Raw genomic sequence first — 18,976 nt, forward strand, 5'->3', positions numbered from 1 at the left:
CCATGGCGCAGATGACGGTGGAGACGCGCCTCGAGATCGTGCCCGGCGCGACCCACCTGTTCGAGGAGCCCGGCACGCTCGAGGAGGTCGCGCGCCTGGCCCGGGACTGGTTCCGCCGCTGCCTCGCCGCGGGCGAGACGCCCGGTCCGGGTGCGGCTTGAGCGCAGCCTACGATTCAACGTGGCAACTCGTTACCACGCTTGACGCCGCCGCCGTACACCCGCAATCTCCGCTGCCAGCGCCGGCAAAACGAACCTGAGAGAGGGCCAGGGGCGCGGTGGCTGGTCGCCCCTCGAACCAGGCCCTTGCTACTCAATCGCGGAGGTGCCGAATGCAGTGCCATGCCTGTACCTTCACGCTCCAGCCCCTGGGGCTCTGGGCCTCCGGCGACTGGTGTGTTCGCTCCGTCGTGTCGCGGGCTCCGGCTGGCCTCCCGATACTCCTGCTGCTGCTCGCCGCGCTCGGCTGCCGGGGCGAGGAGCGCGCCGCCGCACCTGCCGGCGCGCTGGACCTTTCCGCCTACGAGCTGGTGGACCTGACGCACTCCTTCAATGCCTGGACCATCTACTGGCCGACGTCGCCCTCGACCTTCCAGCTCCAGCGGCTGGCCTACGGCCCCACGCCGGCCGGCTTCTTCTACGCGGCCAACGCGATCTCCGCCCCGGAGCACGGCGGGACCCACCTGGACGCGCCCATCCACTTCGCCGAGGGGCGCTGGACCACGGAGCAGATCCCGCTCGACCGGCTGGTCGGCCCGGCCGTGGTCATTGACATCTCCGAGCGCGCCACCGCCGACCGCGACTACCGCCTGACCGCCGGGGACGTGCTCGAGTTCGAGAGCGTGCACGGCCAGATCCCGGCGGGCAGCATCGTCCTGCTGCGCACCGGCTGGAGCCGCCACTGGCCTGACCGCAAGGCCTACCTGGGCGACGACACGCCCGGCGACGCGTCCAACCTCCACTTCCCCAGCTACGGCGAGTCCGCGGCGCGGCTGCTGGTCGAGCAGCATCAGGTCGCCGCGCTGGGAGCCGACGTCGCCTCCATCGACTACGGGCCGTCGCAGGACTTCATCGTGCACCAGATCGCCATGGGTGCGAACGTCCCCGGCCTCGAGAACCTGACCAACCTTGAGCGGCTGCCGGCCACGGGCGCGCTCGTCTTCGCGCTGCCCATGAAGATCGAGGGCGGGTCCGGCGGCCCGCTCCGCGCCATTGCACTGGTGCCGCGCCGGCCGGCGGGCGAGGAGGGGCCGTGAGCGAGCGGCAGCGCGTGCCCACGACCGCGCCCTGGGCCAGGACCGTCGGCTACTCCCGCGCCGTGCGCGTGGGCCGCCAGATCTACGTCTCCGGCACCGCGCCGGTGGGCGACCAGGGCGGCATCGCGCACCCGGGCGACCCCTACCGCCAGGCGCTCCGCTGCTTCGAGATCATCCTGGCCGCACTGCGCGAGGCGGGCGCCGGCCCTGAGCACGTCGTGCGCACCCGGATGTACGTGGCCGACCCCGCCCACTGGGAAGCGGTCGGCCGTGCCCATGGCGAGGTGCTGGGCGACGCGCGCCCGGCGACCACCATGGTCGTGACCGGCTTCATCGACCCCGAGATCCTGGTCGAGATCGAGGCCGACGCCGTGCTCTGGGACCAGCCGTAGCCTCCCACCTTCTGACCAGTCCGGCCTCGAAGCCCAGCTTCTTCTGGCGACTGAAACGGGGGAATGCCGCCCTTCGCCACCCCGGGCCACGCCTGGACCGCGAATTGCAACACCCCCCGCCCGCGCGTGCGCGCGCGTTTCCGTAAACGAACGCGCAGACGCGAAAAACACGCAGACGCGAAATAGGGAGACGCGGTAAGCGCGCAGGCGCGATCAAGCTGGCAGGCGCGGTGAGCCGAGCCGCGGGTGTGCAGCTCCACCTGTCGGAGTGCACGTGCCTGCCAAAAGGGTGATCCATCTCGAGTAGAGGAGGGTGTGGCCGTGCGGAAGCGAATCGCGATTCTGGCTGTCGGCTGGGCGCTGCTCCTGGCCGGCGCGGCGCCGGCGCAGGTGGTGTGGGACGCGCCGCTGCTGGTGCCGCCGCAGCCGGCGCCCGGCCTGGGGCTGTTCCTGGTCAATCCCGCGGGCGGTGAGCTGGCGCTGCTGGGCGTATGGCGCGCCGCCAGCTCCCGCCAGTTGCAGCTCCGGCTGGGCATTGCCGATGATGCGCGAGACGAGATCAGCGTTTATGGCGGCGTCGACATTGGCGGATCGCTGAACCGCAGCTCGGCGCAGTTCCCGCTGGACGTGGGTTGGGTGCTGGGCGCCGGGCTGGGCGCCGGCGACTGGGTGCTGCTGAGCATTCCCCTGGGCCTCTCGATTGGGCGGACGTTCCGCGGCAATGGCGCGAGCTTCACGCCCTACCTCTCGCCTCGCGTGGTGCTGGACGGCAGCTTTGGCCGGGATCTGCCGCCGCCCGCGGAGGAGGACGAGCTGGACCTGGACTTCGCCGTCGACCTGGGCATCGACCTCGCCTTCCAGCGCACCTGGATGATCCGCTTCGGCGCGACCCTGGGCAACGACCGCGAGGCGCTGGCCATCGGCGTGGTGTTCTAGCGAGGCTCCGCCTCAGACCGACGAGGCATGTTACGGCCAAGGCCCGAACCCGACCCGAAGAAAAACTTGACTCATTTGCAACAAATCTGGCAAACCGAGGAGTCTAGGGGATGGGCCTCCTCCGGCCGGCCGCGACCGCGAACGCGAGAAAGTAGTTGCGCAAGCCGTGCGCGGAACGCGGCGGAACATGCTCCGCGTAGAAGAGCCGACAGAACTCTTCTCTCGCGCGCAGGATCTCGCGGCGGCGCGGGCCTCGCCACCGCTCGTCCGCGGCGGTCAAATCGAACAGCTCGAGCGCCCGGGTGAGCGCGTTCTCCAGCCGAGCGTCGTGGCCGGCATCGCGTGCGCGCATCGAGCGCTCGACCTCGCTACCCACGTGAGCCAACTGCTCCACCAGCGTCAGCTTGCCCCAGCGGAGGGCAGCATCGTAGTGACCGCTCGGGCCCGCCATCAACCGCCGCCGCCCACCAGCAAGCTGACTACCTGCCGGATCGCTTCACGGACAACCTCATCCTCGACGTCCCGAGATCGGTTCCCCTGCGCGGGCCGCACGTTGATCAGGGAATCGAACTCGATCCAGGTCTCTGCCCTCTCAGCCGGGTAGAGGTTGATCCCCCACAGGTCCGCCTGTCGCGATCCGTCATCCAGCAGAGCGGCTTCCTCGTCCGAGTGGAGCTCCCCCCCGATCGCCATGACCTCGCGTTTCACGTCGACCACCGCCTTGACCATGTCGCCGAACTGCGCGGCCGCGATATCTGCCAGCTCGGAGCGGGCAATCCTCTGCCGCACAATGCGCAGCGGGGTCGAGTCCATGGCGGAAGCTGAAGCACCTGGCTATGGTTCGAGTTGCTCGATCTCCCCCCGCAACTCCAGGAGGCACTGCTCTGCGCCTCCCGAGGAGGGCTCACTCCGGAGGCATCTTCCCGGCCCCGTTCCTGGCCGGTTCTAATCCCCCGCCACGGGACTGGGCACGAACTGCAGCTCGTAGAGCCGGGCGTAGATCCCGGCGCGCGCGAGCAATCCCTGATGCGTCCCCTCCTCACGCAGCTCGCCGTGGTGCAGCACCAGGATCCGGTCGGCGTTCTGCACCGTGGACAGGCGGTGCGCGATTACCAGTGAGGTGCGCCCGCGCATGAGCGTCTCGACCGCCCGTTCGATCTGCTCCTCGAGCTCCGAGTCCACCGAGCTGGTCGCCTCGTCCAGCACCAGCACCAGCGGGTCGAAGGCCAGCGCCCGCGCGAAGGAGAGGAGCTGCCGCTCGCCCACGGAGATGGAGGCGCCGCGCTCGGCCAGTGGCTCCGCGTAGCGCTGGGGCAGCCGTTCGATGAAGCGGTGCGCGCCCACGCGCCGCGCGGCACGGCTGACCCGCTCCTGCTCAATGTCTTCCCGCCCCAGCCGAATATTGTAGCCGACATCGCGACTGAACAGGAAAACATCCTGCAGCACCAGGCTGATGCGGCTGCGCAGCTCCTCCAGCGGCACGCGCTGGATGGGCACGCCATCGAACAGGATCTCGCCGCGCTGCGGCTGGTAGAAGCGCATGAGCAGGTTGACCACCGTGGTCTTGCCCGCACCCGTGTGCCCCACAATGGCCAGCCGCTCGCCCGGCCGCGCCGTGAAGCTCAGCCCGCGGATGACCCAGTCCCAGTCGCCCTGTTCCGTCCTACCCGCTCCCGTACCCGCACCCGAACCCGTACCCGCATCCACATCCGCACCCGCCGCGCTTGCCGATCCCGATCCCGATCCCGGGACCTCCACTGCCCCCCTTGCCGCCGCCGTACCCCCGCCCGCGCGCGCCCCGGCAGCCGCCGGCCCGCCCGCACCGTCCCCCGAAACCTCCGCCGCCACCGGCTCGACCGGCTCGCCTTCCGCCACCGCGGGCGGCTCCGGGAATGCAGCCGTCTCCGTGATCGCTTCCAGAACTCTATCGGGAACGGGAACGGGAGCGGGCACCCGTACGGGAACGAGCCCCTCCCCCTCACCCCGCCGCCGGTACGCGAACCAGACGTCCCGGAACTCGATCTCGCCCCGCCCCGGCGTGGGCAGGTGCAGCGGCTGGGCGGGCTCCGGCACGGAGATGGGAGTGTCCAGCAGCTTGAAGATGCGCTCGGAGGAGGCCATGGCGCCCTGCAGCATATTGTACTTTTCCGACAGGTCCTGGATCGGCCGGAAGAAGCGGCGGGCATACTGCAGGAACGCGGCGACCACGCCCACCGTGAGCGTGCCGCCCAGGATCTGGGCGCCGCCGTAGGCGATGATCGAGGCCAGCGCCACCGCGGTGAGCAGCTCGATGATGGGGAAGAACAGGGCGTAGTAGGTGATCGAGCGCAGGTGCGCGCCCAGGTAGTCCCGGTCAATGGTGCGGAATCGCGCGCTCGTGTCCGCTTCCCGGCCGAACAACTGCACCACCGCCATCCCGGTGATCCGCTCCTGCAGGAAGGCATTGATCCGCGCCAGACGCACGCGGATCTCCCGGTACGCATCGCGGATCCTGGCGCGGAACGCAAACGCCACCAGCGCCACCAGCGGCATGACTGCCAGGGTCACCAGTGCCAGCTTCCAGTCCATGAGCAGCATGGCGACGACGATGAAGACCAGGGTAAAGACGTCGCCAAACACCGTGACCACGCCCGCGCTGAACAGCTCGTTGAGCACCTCGACGTCGCTGGTCACCCGGGTCATGATCCGGCCCACGGGGTTGCGGTCATAGTAGGGCAGGCTCAGCCGCTGCAGGTGGGCGAAGATCTCGCGGCGCAGGTCGTACATCACGCGCTGCCCCAGCCAGGTCGTCAGCACCGACTCGGCGTACTCGAGCGCCAGCGCCAGCAGCAGCGCGCCGAAGTAGGCGGCGGCCAGCCAGCCGAGCAGGCCGAAGTCGCGCTCAGGGATGGCCCGGTCCAGCGCCACCTTGGTCAACCAGGGGCCGATCAGCTCGATCAGCGCGCCGGTCAGCAGCAGCGCAACACCCACTGCCACCCGCCCGCGGTGCGGCCGCAGGTAGCGCAGCAGCCGCCGCATGAGGCGGGCGTCATACGCTTTGCCGAGTGCTTCTTCCTCGTGCAGCGCGCTGGCAGCGTCTGCCACTGGGCCTCCCGATCCGACGGCTGGGGCGCGAACGCCAGGAGTGCAAGCAGGACAGCCACTTGCAAGCTAGGAAAGGCCCCAAGTGTCCGCCAGTGTTGCTTCCCGCCCGACCGGCTGAAATATTGGTCGGCGGCTGGCGGCAGCAGCGGCGGCACACGCACGCGCCATCCTCCACGACGCCAGGAAGGAGCAAGCCGTGGCCTGGATCCTGGTAGCGCTGCTCCTCATGACTCTCGGCCTCTTGCGGGTCTCGGGCCGAGTCATGGTACCATCCATTCCCTGGTGGTACGGCGTGGTCGAGCTGCTCCTCGGCGAGGTGCTCGCCCTGACCTGGCTGACGCGCAGCCAGCCGGTGGAAGATGGGTTCTGGCTGATCGGCTCCGCCGTTATTGCCGGCGTGCTCTTTGATGAAGTCCGCCTCGTGACCCGCGGGCTCAAGCGCTGGCGGCAGGATGTCAGGTCCGAGGAGCTGCGGCTGCGTAAGTTCCTGGGCAAGGACTGAGGCCGCGGATGGGTATCCTCTCCTGGATCCTTTTTGGCCTGATTGCCGGGGCCATCGCGAAGTTCATCATGCCGGGCAAGGACCCCGGCGGCTGCCTGGTCACGGTGCTCATCGGCATCGCCGGCGCGCTGATCGGCGGCTTCGTCGGCACCCAGCTCTTCAATTGGGGCACCGTCACCGGCTTCAACCTGCGCTCCTTCCTCATCGCCATCTTCGGAGCCATCCTGCTGCTCCTGGGATACCGGCTGGTCGTGCGCCGCCGGATCTAGCTGCCCCGCGCGTCATGCGGCGCGCAAGCCCGCAGCGCCTCGTCTTGCCATCCCGAGCCTAGCGAGCGCGAGTAGTAGTCAGCCGCATCGCGGAAGCCGTGCAGCGGCGCTGTGGCGACGTCATCGAACTCGCGCAGCGTGCGCGCGCCGAGCGCCCGGCCGACGTCGCAGCGCCCTGCCAGCAATTCGAGCTTCGCCCGCAGCTTGCGCCGCAGGTTGCGCAGGAAATAGCTGGTGTACACGCGGCCCATCACGCCCCTTTCGAGGTTCGCCGCCCCCGCCGCCAGGTCGTACGGCACCGACACCGGGGGCAGCGCCGCCGCGCTCTCGAGTCCGCGCGTCTGGTGGTCACCGATGCTCCCCGTTCGCGCGGGCAGGGTCCCTGCCACCGAGACTTGCCGGGCCGCCACGGGCTGACGATACTGGCCGGATTATGGACCCCCCGCCGCCGCCGAGGTCTCCATGCCCAACCACCACCCGACGCTGCCCCGGACTCCTGCCGCGGACGCTGCCCAACCCGTGGCGGCGCGCCGTGCTGCGCCGCTGGACCTGTCGGCCGAGGAGTTCCGTGCCCTGGGCTACCGGCTCGTGGACCGCATTGCCGATTTCCTCGAGTCGCTGCCCTCGCGCGTCGTGACGCCGGGCGCTGGACCGGCCGAGGTACGACTCGCCCTGGGCGGGGGCGCGCTGCCGATCGAGGGCATGGAGCCCGCCCCGCTGCTCGAGCAGGCCGCGGACGTGCTCTTCCAGCATTCGCTGCTGAACGCGCACCCCCGCTTCTGGGGCTACATCAATCCCACGCCCGCGCCCATCGGCGCGCTGGGCGAGATGCTGGCCGCAAGCGTGAACCCTAACGTGGGCGCCTGGATCCTCTCGCCCGTGGCCAGCGAGATCGAACGGCAAACCGTGCGCTGGATTGCCGAGCTGATCGGCTACTCTCCGGAGGCGGGTGGCCTGCTGGTGAGCGGCGGCAACATGGCGAACTTCGTGGGCTTCCTCGCAGCCCGGCGAGCCCGCGCCGATTGGGACGTGCGCGCCCGGGGCATCGCCGGTGGCGGGGGCCGTCGCCTCGTCGCCTATACCTCTGCCGAGACCCATACCTGGATCCAGAAGGCGGCGGACCTCTTCGGCCTGGGCACGGAATCCCTGCACTGGATCCCGGTGGATGCCGGGCTGCGCATGGACACCGCCGCGTTGCGCCAGGCGATCGAGCGCGATGTCGAGGCCGGGCTCACCCCCTTTCTCGTGGTCGGGACCGCCGGCTCGGTGGGCACTGGCGCGGTCGACCCGCTGCCCGAGCTGGCCGCCGTCTGCCGCCAGCACGGGCTCTGGTTCCACGTGGACGGCGCCTATGGCGCGCTGGCTGCCGGCGTGCCCGGCGCGCCGCCCGAGTTGCGCGGCATTGCGGAGGCGGATTCCGTGGCCGTCGACCCGCACAAGTGGCTGTACGCGCCGCTGGACGTCGGCTGCGCACTCGTCCGCGACGCCGCGGCGCTGCGCGACACGTTCAGCTACCGGCCGCCCTACTACCGTTTCGACGCTGGGGGCGAGGAGCGGATCAACTACTATGAGTATGGGCCGCAGAACTCCCGCGGGTTCCGCGCCCTCAAGGTGTGGCTCGGGCTGCGGCAGGTGGGGCGCGAGGGGTGTATGCGCATGATCGGCGAGGATATGGCACTGGCGCGCGAGCTGTACGCCGCCGCCGCTGCGCACGCCGAGCTGCAGGCGGTGACCCATGGACTCAGCATTGCGACCTTCCGCTACGTGCCGCCCGACCTGCGCGGCGCCGCCGCAGCGGCGGGGGCGCTGTTGGCGGCGGGGCCCGGCCACGCCCATGCCTCAGCCGCGCACGCGGCCGGCCGAGACCGCCCGGGACCGGGGCCGGCGGCGGGCGAGACGGGCGTGGAAGAGTATCTCGATCGCCTGAACGCGGAGCTCCTGGACCGGCTGCAGCGCGGAGGCGAAGCGTTCCTCTCCAATACCGTAATAGGCAGCCGCTTCCTGCTGCGCGCCTGCATTGTGAACTTCCGCACGGCGCTCGAGGACGTGCGCGCGCTACCCGGGATCGTGGCGCGACTGGGCCGGGAGGTCGACGCCGAGCTGCGGCCGGTGCACCTCGCGCGCCCGGCGTGACAAAGCCCATGCGGCTGCTCGCGAGCCGCCTCGCGCGACCGGCGTGACACCGCCGCCGCCTGCGGCCCCTGTCAGAATGCCTGCCGACGGTTGCCCTATCAGAACGTCAGCTTTACCTTCGACTTGACACCACCCGCAACCTCGCGTGCTGAAGCCCTTGCGCCGGCCGCGCTTTCACCAGGAGGCGACGCATGGCACTGGACTGGACGTTCTACGGCAATCCGCTGGGCGACTGGGCGGCGGCGCTGGTTGTGGCCGCTGGACTGGTGGCCGGGCTCGCGCTCCTGCGCCGCCTGGCGATCCGCTACCTCGGGCGGCTCGCCCGGCAAACCGATAACCAGTGGGACGACCTGGCGGCCGACGTGTTGCGCCGCACCCGCTTCTTCTTCCTCCTCGCCCTGGGCACTTACGCCGGCGCCGCGCTGCTCGAGTTGCCGCCCGGCCCGTGGCGGGCCGTACGGGCCGTGGCCGTGCTCGCGCTCGTGCTGCAGGGCGCGTTCTGGGGCAACGTCGTCATCTCCTTCTATGTCAGCCGGGAGGCGCGGCGAAGGCTGGAGGAGGATGCGGCTGGCGCCACGACCATCAACGCGCTCGGCTTTCTGGGCCGCCTCCTCCTCTGGGCCGTACTGCTGCTGCTCGGACTGGACAACCTGGGCGTGGACATTACCGCCCTGGTGGCCGGGCTGGGAGTGGGCGGCATTGCCGTCGCGCTGGCCGTGCAGAACATCCTGGGCGACCTGTTCGCCTCGCTTTCTATCGTGCTGGACAGGCCCTTCCGTATCGGCGACTTCATCATCGTGGACGACCTGATGGGCACGGTCGAGCACATCGGACTGAAGACTACGCGCCTGAGGAGCCTGTCGGGCGAGCAGATCGTTTTCTCCAACGCGGACCTGCTCCGGACCCGCGTGCGCAACTTCAAGCGCATGTACGAGCGGCGCGTTGTCTTCTCGGTGGGCGTGACCTATGACACGCCCTACGAGCGGCTGGCCGCCATCCCGGGCATGATCCGCGATATCATCGAGGCGCAGCATCGGACCCGCTTCGACCGGTCCCACTTCAAGGCTTTCGGCGCCTTCTCGCTCGACTTCGAGGTTGTCTACTACGTGCTGGATCCGGACTACAACGTCTACATGGACGTGCACCAGTCCGTGAACCTCGAGATCTTCCGCCAGTTTGCGGCCGAGGGCATCGACTTCGCTTACCCGACCCAGACGCTATACCTGCGCCAGGCGCCCGCCACTGTGCCTGCCTGAAGGAAGCGTATGGACCATGAACTGGCCCGCTGGCGGGCCGAGACGCCGGGCGTCACGGCCGGGCGCGTGCACCTGAACAACGCCGGTGCGGCGCTCGCGCCGCAGCCGGTGTTGGACGCGGTGCTGGGCCACCTGCGGCTCGAGTCCCTGCTGGGTGGCTACGAGGCCGAGGACGCGGTGGCGGACCGGACTGCGGCCGCGTATGCCGGGGTGGCGCGCCTGCTGGGCGCCGCGCCGCGCAACATCGCCCTGGTCGAGAACGCGACCGCGGCATTCAGTCTGGCGCTCAGCGCGTTCCGCCTCGCCGCAGGCGACGTCATCCTCACTACCCGCAACGACTACGTCTCGAACCAGCTCAGCTACCTGAGCCTCGCGCGCCGATTCGGCCTCGAGATCGTGCGGGCGGCCGACGCGCCCGAGGGCGGAGTTGACCCGCAGTCCGTGCGGGAGCTGATCGCGCGGCGCCGGCCGCGCCTGGTGGCCGTTACCTGGGTCCCCACCAGCTCCGGGCTGGTCCAGCCGGTCGAGGCGGTGGGCGCCGCGTGCGAAGCGGCCGGCGTGCCCTACCTGGTAGACGCCTGCCAGGCCGTCGGCCAGATCCCCGTCGAGGTCGAGCGACTGCGCTGCGATTTCCTGTCCGCCACGGCGCGCAAGTTCCTGCGCGGCCCGCGCGGCATCGGCTTCCTCTACGTCTCCGACCGCGCCCTGGGCCGCGGCGACCACCCCCTCTTCATTGACATGCGCGGCGCGCGCTGGCTCGAGCCGGACGCCTTTGAGCTGCTGCCCGACGCGCGGCGCTTCGAGAACTGGGAGTTCGCCCACGCGCTGGTGCTCGGCCTGGGCGCCGCAGCGGAGTACGCGCTCTCTGTGGGCGGCGACGTCGCCCGCCAGCGCGCACACGCCCTCGCCGCCTACGCGCGCCAGCGGCTGCGTACGCTGGACGGCCTGCGCCTGCTGGACCGCGGCCCGGAGCTGTGCGCCATTGTCACTGCAGAAGTTGCGGGCCGGGACGCGCGCGAGATAGTCGCGCTCCTCCGGGAGCGAGGGATCAATACCAGCGCCACGCTGCGCGCCTACGCGGTGATCGACATGGACGAGAAGCGCGCCGCCTCCGCCCTGCGCATCTCGCCGCATTACTACAACACGCCGGGCGAGGTGGACTCGGCCGTCGAGGCGCTGGCCGAGCTGGTGACAACGCCCGCACCGGGCCAGCCCCCTTTTGCGCCATCCTGAGCGGGGGCAAGCCGGGTAGCGCCGGCCTGAAGTACCTTTCCGCGTGACCGCGCCCGGCTACACCAGCTCGCGGAGCGCGGCCGCCACCGGCCCCAGCATGGCCGCTAATATGCCGGCGTAGAAGGCCAGGCCGGCCAGCGCGCCGGCCAAGCCCACCAGGTTGTCTATCCGCTGTATCTTCCGCTCCATTGTCTCCTCCAAATGCAGCGCGGCACAGGCCGCTTGGTCGCTTACCCAACTGCGTTACACCGCCCTACTGCTGCCGTCCGTACGGGCCGCGCGCCGCCCGGGTTTCAGCCGTCGGGCCCACGCAGGCCTCAACCTCCTTGGACACGTCAACCTCGCCACAGGGTTGCATGGAGCGAGCGGCTGGAAGCCATCCTCGTACCGCGCTTCTCGACCGGAGCGCGCAGCCCAGGGTACATTAGCGGGCGTTGGCCGCCCGGCAGCGGCCCGTCCGCCAGGTGGAGCAACCCGACCACTTAGCAAGGCTGTGAAAGAGCGGATCGTCATCCGCAACGCGCGGCAGCACAACCTCAAGGGGTTCGACCTCGAGATCCCGCGCCGCGCGCTCGTGGTGTTCACGGGCCCCAGCGGCTCGGGGAAGTCTTCGCTGGCCTTCGACACGTTGTATGCCGAGGGGCAGCGTCGCTACGTGGAATCGCTTTCCACCTACGCCAAGCAGTTTCTCGAGCGAATGGAGAAGCCGGCCGTGGACCTGGTGGACGGCATCAGCCCCGCGGTGGCCATCGAGCAGAAGAATCCCACCAAGACCAGCCGCTCGACCGTGGGCACGGCGACCGAGGTGTACGACTATCTGCGGCTGCTCTGGGCCCGAGCAGGCCGGAGCTACTGCCCGCAGTGCGGCCGGGAGGTCCGGCGCGACACGGTGCAGTCCGTGGCGGACACACTGCTCGCGCTCCGGCCCGAGACGCGGCTTCTGGTGTGCTTCCCACTGCCGGGCGGCGCGCAGGTCAGCCACCGGCGCGTGGTCGAGAACCTGCGCGCCATGGGCTTCCTCCGCCTGTTGGCGGACGGCGAGCTGCTGGAGCTGGCCGAGCCCGGCGCCGAGGAGCCGCAAGGCCTGGGTCGCGACCTGGCGGCCGCCGCCGAGCTGCTCGTAGTGGTGGATCGCCTGACTGTGGAGCCCGAGGCCGCCGAACGGCTGGCCGATTCGCTGGGTGTCGCGTTCGCCGAGGGCGAGGGGGAGGTGGTAGTCGTCCCCGCCGCAGGAGGGGAATTGCGGCTGCGGTTCACCGAGCGCTTCCACTGCCCGGACCACCCGGAGGTGCGATTCCTCGAGCCCACGCCACGGCTCTTTTCCTTCAACAACCCGTATGGCTCGTGCCCGTCGTGCACCGGCTTCGGCGCGGTGCTCGAGTACGACCCGGCGCTGATCGTGCCCAACCTGGAGCGCTCGCTGCGCGACGGCGCCGTGGACCCCTGGGAGAAGCCCCGCTACGGCCGCCACCGCGAGCGCCTCCTGGCCTTTGCGCGCGAGCGCGGCGTGTCGGTTGACCGGCCGTGGCGCGAGCTGCCCGAGGAGTTCCGCCGCGCCGTGCTCCGCGGCACCCGCGGCTTCCAGGGCGTGCTGCCCTTTCTGCGCTCGCGCGAGCGGAAGCGATACAAGCAGTACATCCGGGTCTTCCTCAGGCAGTATCAGTCGGCTCGCACCTGCCCCGCGTGCCGCGGCGCGAAGCTGCGGCCGGAAGCGCTGTGCGTGCGGGTCGGCGGCCTCACCATCGCGGAGGCCGGCGAGCGAACGATCGAGGAGCTGCGGGAATGGGTTCGGCGCCTCTCCGATCCCGATCCCGATCCCGACCCCGACCCCGATCCCGCGCCCAGGGCACCGGGCACGGGCACGGGCACGGAAACCACCGCCCTCAACCCCTACGAGAAAGCCATTGCCGCGCCCATCCTCCGCGAGATCATGGCGCGGCTCAGCTTCCTGGATGATGTCGGCCTGGGCTACCTCACGCTTCAGCGCCAGACCCGCACGTTGTCCGGGGGTGAGGCGCAGCGCATTGCCCTGGCCAACTCGTTGGGCTCGAGCCTGGTCGACACGCTCTACGTGCTGGACGAGCCCACCATCGGGTTGCACCCCCGGGACACCGACCGGTTGCTCGCGTTGCTGCACCAGCTCCGGGCTGCGGGCAATACCGTCATTGTGGTCGAGCACGATCCGGCGGCTATCCGCGCGGCGGATCACGTGGTCGAGCTCGGTCCGGGCAGCGGCGAGCGGGGCGGCAGCGTCGTCTTCCAGGGGAGCTATGAGGAGTTGCTCGAGGCCGACACGGCAACCGGCCGCTACCTCTCCGGCCGCGAGCGGCCCGCCGCCCGGCCCGCGGCGCGGCGCTCCCTGGGCGGCCCTGCTCTGCGTCTCGAGGGCGCGCGGCTCCACAACCTGCGCGGCATCGCGGTCGAGATCCCGCTCGGCCTGCTCACCGTGGTCACGGGGGTGAGCGGCTCAGGCAAGAGCAGCCTGGTGCATGACGTGCTCTATCGCGCGCTCGAGCGCGAGCTGCGTGGCGGCGAAACCAGTGCCAAGCAGCACCTGGGCGAGCTGGTCGGCTCCTACGATCGGCTGGACGGGGCAGGCCACCTGAGCGACGCCGTGCTCGTCGACCAGTCGCCCATTGGCCGGACGCCGCGCTCCAACCCCGTCACGTACATCAAGGCGTTCGAGCATGTGCGTGCCATCTTCGCCCGCCAGCCGCTCGCCCGGCAGCGCGGCTACTCGGCCGGCCACTTCTCCTTCAACGTTACGGGCGGTCGCTGCGAGGCGTGCCAGGGCGATGGCGTCGTCCAGATCGAGATGGTCTTCCTGGCCGATGTCTACGTGCCCTGCGAGGTCTGCGGCGGCGCGCGCTACAAGCCCGAAACCCTGGAGGTGACCTGTAAGGGGCTGAACATCCGGCAGGTGCTCGACCTCACCGTGGACGAGGCCATCCGCTTCTTCCTCAAGGAGGACCGGCTCGGCCAGGCGCTCTGGCAGCTCCAGCAGGTCGGGCTCGGCTACCTCCGGCTGGGCCAGCCGGCGCCCACGCTGTCCGGGGGCGAGGCGCAGCGGCTGAAGATCGCCAGGGAGCTGGCCGGCGCCGGGCGGCGCCGCGGCCGCAAGCTCTACCTCATGGACGAGCCGACGACGGGGCTCTCGGGCGCCGAGGTGCGCAACCTGCTCCGCGTGCTCAAGCAGCTCCTGGATGTGGGGCACACCGTCGTCCTCATCGAGCACAACCTCGAGGTCATCCGTGCCGCCGACTGGATCATTGACCTGGGGCCGGAGGCCGGTGATGCCGGCGGCCGCGTCGTCGCCATGGGCCGGCCCGAGGAGGTCGCGGCCGTGCCCGCCAGCCACACCGGCCACTACCTGCGCGAGCTGCCCGAGCCCGCACCGTGGTAGCGATTGCCAGCCAAAGTTGCATGCCGGCCGCTTGGACGGACCTGCACGTGCACGGTGCACCCACTCGTACTCGTACACCTGCGGTTGGACTACCTTCACCCTTGACCCTCCGCTGCGCTCCGTCTATTCTCGTTCTCTCTCGCGTCCCACGCGGTCACAACCCCTAGCAGGAGCTGGACATGCGATACCGCCCGCTCGCACTGGCGGCCCTCGCGCTGGCCGTGCTCGCGCCTCGCGCCAGTGCCCAGGCGACCGCGCCGCCCCTCGCCTTCGACACCTTCAGCCTGGCCAACGGCCTGCGCTTTATTGTGCACGAGGATCATTCCACGCCCATTGTGGCGGTCGACGTCTGGTATGACGTGGGCAGTGCCAACGAGGTCGCGGGCCGCTCCGGCTTTGCTCACCTCTTCGAGCACATGCTCTTTCAGGAGACGGAGAACCTGGCGGCGGGCGAGTTCAAGGAGCTGATCCGTGCCGCGGGCGGCACGTACAACGGCACGACCAACACGGACCGGACCAACTACTTCGAGACCGTGCCCTCGAACCGGTTGAACCTGGCGCTCTGGCTGGAGGCGGAGCGCATGGCCCGGCTCAGGGTCACGGCCGAGAACTTTGCCCGGGAGCGCGAGGTCGTGAAGGAGGAGCGGCGGCTGCGAGTGGACAATCAGCCGTACGGCATCACCATCCTGACGCACGACACCTTGAGCGCCGACTGGCCGCCCTACAAGCATTCCGTGATCGGCACCATGGAGGACCTGGATGCGGCCAAGCCGGAGGACGTGCTGGCCTTCTATCGGCAGTTCTACGTGCCCAACAATGCCACAGTGGTTGTGGCGGGCGACGTCACCGTGCCGCAGGTCCGGGAGCTGGCCGAGCAGTATTTCGGCGCCATCCCGCGGGGGCTGGACCCCGAGCCGCTGCCACCCATGCCGCCCACGCCGCGCACTGCGGGCGAGCGGCGCCTCACCCTCGAGGACAAGCTGGCCAACCTGCCCCTCTACCTGGCGGGCTACAGCATTCCGCCGCACGGCCACCGTGACACCTACACGCTCGAGCTGCTGGCCAGTCTGTTCGCCCTGGGCCAGTCCAGCCGGCTGTACCAGCGCATGGTGAAGGAGGAAAAGGCTGCGCTGGACGTCTTTGCCGGTCTGGACAGCCGCTTCGGGCCGGGCCGCTTCCTGTTCGGCATCCTGCCCAACCAGGGTGTGCCCATCGAGCGCATCGAGCAACTGGTGAACGAGGAGATCGAGAAGCTGAAGAGCCGGGGCATCACGGAGCGCGAGCTGCGCAAGGCCAAGAACCAGTTGCGCGCCCGGGTGATCATGGGGCGGCAGAACGTCATGGCCAAGGCGGAGGAGCTGCACCACTACCGCAGCATGCACGGCAACGTGATGCTGATCAATGGCGACCTGCAGAACTACGAGGCGGTCACCGTGGGCGATGTCCGCCAGGTGGCGCAGCGCTACCTCGCGGCGCCCAACCGCACCACGATCATTGCCACGCCGGCCAAGGCGGCCGCGGCCGCCAGTGATGCGGGCGCCCCCTCGACGAAGTGAGGAGATCATGAAGCTGACACGCACGATCTGGATCCTGGCCTGCACCGGCCTGGCCGCCGCCTGTGCCGGGCGCGCCCCCCGCGCCCCCTCCGCGCCGCCCGCGCAGTCCGCCGGCGCGGGCGCGCCGCCGGTCACGCCGGCCCTCCAGCCCGCCCAGCCGACCAGGGCACAGCCGCCCGCGCCGCTGCCTCCCAAGCCGGTGTCGTTCCCGGCCTATCACGAGCGCACGCTGTCCAACGGCGCCAGCGTGATTCTCGTGGAGAACCACGAGCAGCCTGTGGTCTCCATCAATCTGCGCATCCGCAGCGGCTCGGTTTCGGATCGAACCGACAAGGCCGGTGTCGCCGCCTTTGCTGCCGACCTGCTGGACAAGGGAACGAGGAAGCGCAACGCCCGGCAGATCGCCGAGAGCATTGACTTCGTGGGCGGCTCGCTGGACGCCAGCGCCGGCGCCGATTGGAGCAGTGTCGGCGCCACCGTACTGAGCGAGTTCCTGGATACCGCGCTGGTGCTGCTGAGCGACGTCGTCCTGAATCCGACCTTCCCCGCGGACGAGCTCGAGACGGAGCGGAAGCGCACCCTGTCCGCGCTGCAGGTCGAGCTCAGCCAGCCCGGCTCACTGGCCCAGCGGCGGTTCCTGCAGGAGGTCTACGGCCGCCACCCCTACGGCCGCCTGCCCACGCCCGAGACCGTCAATTCCGTGCAGCGCGACGACCTCCAGGGCTTCCACCGGCTGCACTACCGCCCGGAGAATGCACTGTTCGTGGTGGCCGGCGACGTCAACCCCGAGGACATGGTTGCCCGCCTCGAGAAGCACTTCGGCAACTGGAGCGCCGCGCCCGTGCCCAGGCCCGTCGTGCTGGCCGCGCCCCAGCGGCAGCAGCGCGAAGTCTATCTCATCCACAAGCCCGGCTCCGTGCAGGCCGTGATCCGCGTCGGGCACCTGGCTGCGCCCGCGACGCATCCCGACTGGGTCACGCTCGACGTGGCGCTGCAGATCCTGGGCGGCGGCTCGACGGGCTGGCTGTACAAGGTGCTGCGGGAGACCAAGGGCTACACCTACGGCGCCTACGCCTCGGGCATACGGCGCCCGGGACCGGGCATCTTTCTGGCCACGGCCGAGGTGCGCAACGAGGTCACAGACAGCGCCATGACCGAGCTGTTCAACCTGCTGCGCCGCATCCGCGACGAGCCGGTGCCGGAGGCGGACCTCAAGCTGGCCAAGGACTTCCTGACCGGGAAGTTCCCGCGCGACATCGAGACGCCGCAGCAGGTGGCCGAGCAGGTGGCCAGCACCGTGCTGCTCGGTCTGCCGCGCGAGTACCTGGAGACCTACCGCGACCGCGCCGCCGCCGTCAGCGCGGCCGACGTGCAGCGCGTGACGCGCGAGCACCTGGACCCGGAGCGCGCCGCCGTGGTGGTCGTCGGCGATGCCACCAGGATCCGGGAAAAGCTGGCCGGCCTCGGCACCATCCACATGTTCGACGTGGACGGCAAGCCGCTCGAGCTGGCCGACATCGAAGTGCGCGCCGCCGCCCTGGCCTTCGACCCGGCACCCATCAAGCCGCAAACCCTGGTCTACACCTTCCTGCTCCAGGGCAACCCCATGGGCGACTTCACCCGCGTCGTCACCCGCGAGACGCTCAACGGCCGCGACGCGATCAGGGCTGCCACCAACATGAGCACGCCCATGATGAGCATGGGAATGGAAGTCGCAGTCAGCGCCCGCGACCTCACGCCCCTCTACTCCCGATCGCAGCAGCAGGCCGGGCCCATGCGCATGAAGACGGACTTGCGCTACCAGGGCGGGAAGATCGTGGGCACTGTGACCACCCCGCAGGGGGAGGAGAAGCAGGTGAATGCCGACGTCGTAGCCGGCACGCTGCTCCCGGGCGTGGATGACTTCGTCATTGCCGTCGCCGACTTCGAGAAGAACAAGGAACTGAAGCTGCCGGCCTTCAGCTCCCAGTCGGCCAGCTCCTACACGCTGGGGGTGAAGGTGGCGGGCGAGAAGAAGATCAAGACTGCCGCGGGCGAGTTCGACACCTACGAGCTCGAGCTGACCGGCGCGGAAGGGCGCATGCGCGTCTTTGTCACCAAAGAGCTGCCGCACGTGCTCGTGAGGCAGGAGTTCTGGGACCAGCCCGTCGCCATCGAGCTGAAGGAGATCAAGTAGCGGCGGCCGCCCGCCGTTTCCCCCGCCCTCCGGACGCGGCGACACAGCGACGCGGGGATGCGGCGATACGGGGACGCGGCGATACGGGGACACGGCGACGCAGCAAAGCACAAGCGAAGACCTGATCCCGGCCGCCTATGCTGCCTCGCGTCTCCGTCCTCCTCCCCTGCCACAACGCCGTGGAACACCTCTCGCAGGCCATTGCTTCCCTCGAGGCGCAGATCTTCCGCGACTTCGAGGTGCTGGCCGTGGACGACGGCTCCATGGACGGGACCTTCAACCTGCTCTTCGACTGGGCGCAACGCGATGGCCGCGTGCGCGTGCTGCGCACCCAATGGCGCGGGCTCGTGCCCGCCCTGGCCAGTGCCCTCTCCATTGCGCGCGCCGAGCTGGTGGCCCGCATGGATGCAGACGACGTCGCCGACCCCATGCGGCTCGAGCGGCAGGTCGAGCTGCTGGCGCAGCGGCCGGACATCGCTGCCTGCGGCACCGGCATCCGCTACTTCCCCGATGCGCTGGTGCGGGACGGCGCCCGCCGCTACGAGCAGTGGCTCAATGCGCTCTCGGAGCCCGACGACATCGCCCGCGACATCTTCGTCGAGTGCCCGCTGGCGCACCCCACGCTCCTCATCCGCCGCGCCGCACTCCTCGCCGCGGGCGGCTACCGCGACATGGGCTGGCCCGAGGACTACGACCTGGTGCTCCGCCTCTGGGCCGCCGGCTGCCGCCTGGCCAACGTGCCTCAGGTGCTGCACCACTGGCGCGAGCGCCCGGACCGCGC

Annotated in this window: 17 protein-coding genes; 13 read left to right on the top strand and 4 right to left on the bottom strand. The window is 70.1% G+C overall.

Going from position 1 to position 18,976, the window contains the following annotated elements:
• Positions 1 to 11 precede the first annotated feature (11 nt).
• The 4 genes from HY703_09405 to HY703_09420 all read left to right on the top strand — a co-directional run bounded on the left by HY703_09405 (position 12) and on the right by HY703_09420 (position 2,583).
• Positions 12 to 161, top strand: coding sequence for a hypothetical protein (locus HY703_09405; protein MBI4545400.1), 150 nt, complete (start codon positions 12 to 14; stop codon positions 159 to 161).
• A 170-nt stretch (positions 162 to 331) separates the two neighbouring features.
• Positions 332 to 1,255, top strand: a complete 924-nt coding sequence (locus HY703_09410) for a cyclase family protein (protein MBI4545401.1) — start codon at positions 332 to 334, stop codon at positions 1,253 to 1,255.
• Entirely contained in the window at positions 1,252 to 1,647 is a 396-nt protein-coding gene (locus tag HY703_09415; GenBank protein ID MBI4545402.1) for a RidA family protein, read from the top strand. Before HY703_09410 ends, HY703_09415 begins: the two co-directional genes overlap by 4 nt.
• Before the next feature lie 321 nt (positions 1,648 to 1,968).
• Complete coding sequence (locus HY703_09420; protein ID MBI4545403.1) at positions 1,969 to 2,583, top strand: hypothetical protein; 615 nt, start codon at positions 1,969 to 1,971, stop codon at positions 2,581 to 2,583.
• A gap of 103 nt (positions 2,584 to 2,686) precedes the next feature.
• Here the strand turns inward: HY703_09420 and HY703_09425 are convergent, their stop codons facing one another.
• From HY703_09425 to HY703_09435, 3 genes are all read right to left on the bottom strand, one after another.
• Positions 2,687 to 3,034, bottom strand: coding sequence for a hypothetical protein (locus HY703_09425; protein ID MBI4545404.1), 348 nt, complete (start codon positions 3,032 to 3,034; stop codon positions 2,687 to 2,689).
• Positions 3,034 to 3,312, bottom strand: a complete 279-nt coding sequence (locus tag HY703_09430; GenBank protein ID MBI4545405.1) for a hypothetical protein — start codon at positions 3,310 to 3,312, stop codon at positions 3,034 to 3,036. The genes HY703_09425 and HY703_09430 overlap by 1 nt, the downstream gene beginning before the upstream one ends.
• 216 nt (positions 3,313 to 3,528) lie before the next feature.
• The gene (locus HY703_09435) at positions 3,529 to 5,667 is read right to left on the bottom strand and encodes an ABC transporter ATP-binding protein (GenBank protein MBI4545406.1); all 2,139 of its coding nucleotides are present in this window, start codon (positions 5,665 to 5,667) and stop codon (positions 3,529 to 3,531) included.
• Positions 5,668 to 5,863: 196 nt separating this feature from the next.
• Here HY703_09435 and HY703_09440 point away from each other — a divergent pair, with 196 nt between their 5' ends.
• Together HY703_09440 and HY703_09445 are read left to right on the top strand one after the other, a co-directional pair.
• Complete coding sequence (locus HY703_09440) at positions 5,864 to 6,169, top strand: hypothetical protein (protein ID MBI4545407.1); 306 nt, start codon at positions 5,864 to 5,866, stop codon at positions 6,167 to 6,169.
• An 8-nt stretch (positions 6,170 to 6,177) separates the two neighbouring features.
• On the top strand, positions 6,178 to 6,438 hold the full coding sequence (locus HY703_09445; protein MBI4545408.1) for a GlsB/YeaQ/YmgE family stress response membrane protein: 261 nt from the start codon (positions 6,178 to 6,180) through the stop codon (positions 6,436 to 6,438).
• Here the strand turns inward: HY703_09445 and HY703_09450 are convergent.
• Positions 6,435 to 6,827, bottom strand: a complete 393-nt coding sequence (locus HY703_09450) for a hypothetical protein (protein MBI4545409.1) — start codon at positions 6,825 to 6,827, stop codon at positions 6,435 to 6,437. The two genes, HY703_09445 and HY703_09450, sit on opposite strands and share 4 nt — an antisense overlap.
• Before the next feature lie 73 nt (positions 6,828 to 6,900).
• Between HY703_09450 and HY703_09455 the strand changes: the two genes are divergently transcribed.
• From HY703_09455 to HY703_09485, 7 genes are all read left to right on the top strand, one after another.
• A complete protein-coding gene (locus HY703_09455; GenBank protein ID MBI4545410.1) occupies positions 6,901 to 8,571 on the top strand; it encodes an aminotransferase class V-fold PLP-dependent enzyme in 1,671 nt (556 codons plus the stop codon).
• 191 nt (positions 8,572 to 8,762) lie between these two features.
• Positions 8,763 to 9,827, top strand: coding sequence for a mechanosensitive ion channel family protein (locus tag HY703_09460; GenBank protein ID MBI4545411.1), 1,065 nt, complete (start codon positions 8,763 to 8,765; stop codon positions 9,825 to 9,827).
• A gap of 9 nt (positions 9,828 to 9,836) precedes the next feature.
• A complete protein-coding gene (locus HY703_09465; GenBank protein MBI4545412.1) occupies positions 9,837 to 11,060 on the top strand; it encodes an aminotransferase class V-fold PLP-dependent enzyme in 1,224 nt (407 codons plus the stop codon).
• A 493-nt stretch (positions 11,061 to 11,553) separates the two neighbouring features.
• A complete protein-coding gene (gene uvrA / locus HY703_09470; protein ID MBI4545413.1) occupies positions 11,554 to 14,463 on the top strand; it encodes an excinuclease ABC subunit UvrA in 2,910 nt (969 codons plus the stop codon).
• A 179-nt stretch (positions 14,464 to 14,642) separates the two neighbouring features.
• Positions 14,643 to 16,019, top strand: a complete 1,377-nt coding sequence (locus tag HY703_09475; GenBank protein ID MBI4545414.1) for an insulinase family protein — start codon at positions 14,643 to 14,645, stop codon at positions 16,017 to 16,019.
• Between the two features lie 7 nt (positions 16,020 to 16,026).
• Positions 16,027 to 18,195, top strand: a complete 2,169-nt coding sequence (locus HY703_09480; protein MBI4545415.1) for an insulinase family protein — start codon at positions 16,027 to 16,029, stop codon at positions 18,193 to 18,195.
• A gap of 137 nt (positions 18,196 to 18,332) precedes the next feature.
• Positions 18,333 to 18,976: glycosyltransferase (locus HY703_09485; GenBank protein ID MBI4545416.1), on the top strand; the 644-nt coding region annotated here is incomplete at its 3' end.

The sequence above is a fragment of the Gemmatimonadota bacterium genome, from assembly GCA_016209965.1.
In the GTDB taxonomy this organism is placed as follows: domain Bacteria; phylum Gemmatimonadota; class Gemmatimonadetes; order Longimicrobiales; family RSA9; genus JACQVE01.

Bases quoted from the DNA above. Each gene is read 5' to 3' on its own strand.
- HY703_09425 (MBI4545404.1), bottom strand. From the start codon at position 3,034: ATGGCGGGCCCGAGCGGTCACTACGATGCTGCCCTCCGCTGGGGCAAG.
- HY703_09465 (MBI4545412.1), top strand. From the start codon at position 9,837: ATGGACCATGAACTGGCCCGCTGGCGGGCCGAGACGCCGGGCGTCACG.
- HY703_09460 (MBI4545411.1), top strand. From the start codon at position 8,763: ATGGCACTGGACTGGACGTTCTACGGCAATCCGCTGGGCGACTGGGCG.
- HY703_09445 (MBI4545408.1), top strand. From the start codon at position 6,178: ATGGGTATCCTCTCCTGGATCCTTTTTGGCCTGATTGCCGGGGCCATC.
- HY703_09430 (MBI4545405.1), bottom strand. From the start codon at position 3,312: ATGGTCAAGGCGGTGGTCGACGTGAAACGCGAGGTCATGGCGATCGGG.
- HY703_09410 (MBI4545401.1), top strand. From the start codon at position 332: ATGCAGTGCCATGCCTGTACCTTCACGCTCCAGCCCCTGGGGCTCTGG.
- HY703_09455 (MBI4545410.1), top strand. From the start codon at position 6,901: ATGCCCAACCACCACCCGACGCTGCCCCGGACTCCTGCCGCGGACGCT.
- HY703_09475 (MBI4545414.1), top strand. From the start codon at position 14,643: ATGCGATACCGCCCGCTCGCACTGGCGGCCCTCGCGCTGGCCGTGCTC.
- HY703_09480 (MBI4545415.1), top strand. From the start codon at position 16,027: ATGAAGCTGACACGCACGATCTGGATCCTGGCCTGCACCGGCCTGGCC.
- HY703_09405 (MBI4545400.1), top strand. From the start codon at position 12: ATGACGGTGGAGACGCGCCTCGAGATCGTGCCCGGCGCGACCCACCTG.